3 pseudogenes are annotated in these 1,989 nt (G+C 61.9%); 2 read left to right on the forward strand and 1 reads right to left on the reverse strand.

The window, feature by feature from the left end:
• Window positions 1-367 (forward strand): annotated as a pseudogene (locus tag SLH47_RS26205) (DDE-type integrase/transposase/recombinase); the annotation flags it as partial.
• A 258-nt stretch (window positions 368-625) separates the two neighbouring features.
• Here SLH47_RS26205 and SLH47_RS26210 read toward each other — a convergent pair.
• A pseudogene (locus SLH47_RS26210) lies at window positions 626-1,657 on the reverse strand (IS110 family transposase).
• Between the two features lie 76 nt (window positions 1,658-1,733).
• Here SLH47_RS26210 and SLH47_RS26215 point away from each other — a divergent pair.
• A pseudogene (locus SLH47_RS26215) lies at window positions 1,734-1,868 on the forward strand (integrase core domain-containing protein); the annotation flags it as partial.
• Window positions 1,869-1,989 lie beyond the last annotated feature (121 nt).

Consider the following 1,989-nt stretch of genomic DNA (forward strand, 5'->3'; position numbering starts at 1 on the left):
CGGCCCATTCTGGTCCCTGACTGGGCCGACCAGCGATGGTCTTTGGACTTTGTCTCTGACGCCTTGTTAGATGGCCAGCGGTTCCTTGTGCTTTGCATTGTGGATGATTGCACCCGTGAAGCATTGGCGACGGTCGTGGATCGATCCGTGTCCGGGCGTCGCATGACCCGCGAACTGGACGATCTGATCCGGCGGCGCGGTCAGCCTGACATGATCGTCTCTGATAACGGAACCGAAATGACATCGCATGCCGTGCTCAGGTGGTGCCAGGACACCGGCGCCGGCTGGCACTACATCGCGCCCGGAAAAGCCGATGCTGAATGCCTTTGTCGAGTCATTCAACGGCAGGCTCAGGGACGAATGCCTTCTGTAATCGGGGCGTGTCCGTCAAGTGTGATCGGCTTTGGTTCCGTCATGGGGTCATGCTTCTGTCCGCGGTCGGCCCGTTGTAGGGCGCGCCGCATGTTGGCGGTCGAAGGTGAGGCGGACCATGCTAAACGGCGGGCTTGCGTGATTGCGCGCGCAAGCAGCACCGGGCACGCGTGCGGCCTTCGCCTCATCCCCGTCCCTGACGGGACCCTTGCCAAAGCCCTGGGCGAATTGGCGCCAGGGCTTCGGGATCAGATCATGCAGCGGCTCCCCAACGGAAAGGGGCGTCGTCGCGCCACATGCGATGCATTACGACGGCGAGCTTACGCGCCACCGCACTCTTCGCCTTCTTCAGACTGCTCCGCTTTGCGATCCTCAAGCCCCAGGCTCGGATCGACGTCCATTGGCGTGAGCGAGTGAGCATGACGTGGGCCGCAGTGAAGAGCGCCGTGCGCGTGAAGGCATCGCCGGACCGGCTGATGCGCCCCCTCACGTCGGTCTCACCGGATTGGTATTGTCGTGGGGTAAGACCAAGATGCGCGCCGACATCGCTCGAGCGGCGAAAGCGACCCGGATCGTCGATCGTCGCCTTGAATGCCAGCGCCGTGACCGGGCCAACTCCGGGAATGGTCATGAACCGGCGGCAGAGTTCGTCGTTCGCCGTGAGGCGCAAGAGGGCCCGGTGGCGTTCAGCCAGTTGCGCCTGCATCTCGGCGCGCCCGCGAAGCAATGCGGACATGCAGAGTTCAAGGTTTGGATACCCCTCGACGAGCTCGCGCACCTTGGCCTCGAAGTCCCTCGCCGAGACACGGCCGACCTTCAGCCCGAACGGACGCAGAAGTCCACGGATCTCGTTCTCGTGGTCGCGCAGTTTGTTGACGAAGAACGCGCGCGACATCAGGAGCGTGCGCATCTCCTGGCTCTCCGTCGACTTCACATGGACAGCCTTGAACCAGCCCGAGCGGATGAGTTGCGCCAGAGAGCGCGCGTCATTGCGGTCATTCTTGTTGCGGTTCATGGCCACCATCGCAGCCTTGGCATGTCGCGCTTCAATGCAGACGGCGGGCAAGCCTGCACGCGTGAGGCCATTGTAAAGCCACTGCGACAAAGGCCCGGCTTCGAAACCAACGCGTTCGAAGGTGCCGTCGATACCAGCCAGCACTTCGCCGATGTCGACAGGGTCCTAAACCGCCTTTGTCTCGAGGATCATTCCGCCCTCGGCATCGACAACACAGATGCTGGTCATCTCGAGTGAGACGTCGAGGCCCACATACAATACTCTGGTCATGGTCGTTCTCCCGGTTATGGATGTACCGGCGAGAAGACTACCGGCGAATCCGGGGACTGAGCCCCGATTACGCCATCTCAACGAACACATCTTCGGCAAACTCGCTGAGGCGCGGAAGATCATCGAAAACTGGAGGATCGATTACAACACACAAAGACCACACACATCGCTTGGCGGGCTGGCCCCTGCCGTCTACGCCGATCTCAACCGTGCCACCCGGCCTGCCTCGCTTGAGCTCCGCGAGGGCTCCGCTCAGCAGGCCTTGACCGCACACCTATCAACAGAAACAAACAGGAACGGATGCTACACCCGAACGGCACGGATCAGGGGGC

Origin of the sequence: Cognatiyoonia sp. IB215182 (assembly GCF_033963905.1) — a bacterium.
Taxonomy (GTDB): Bacteria; Pseudomonadota; Alphaproteobacteria; order Rhodobacterales; family Rhodobacteraceae; genus Yoonia.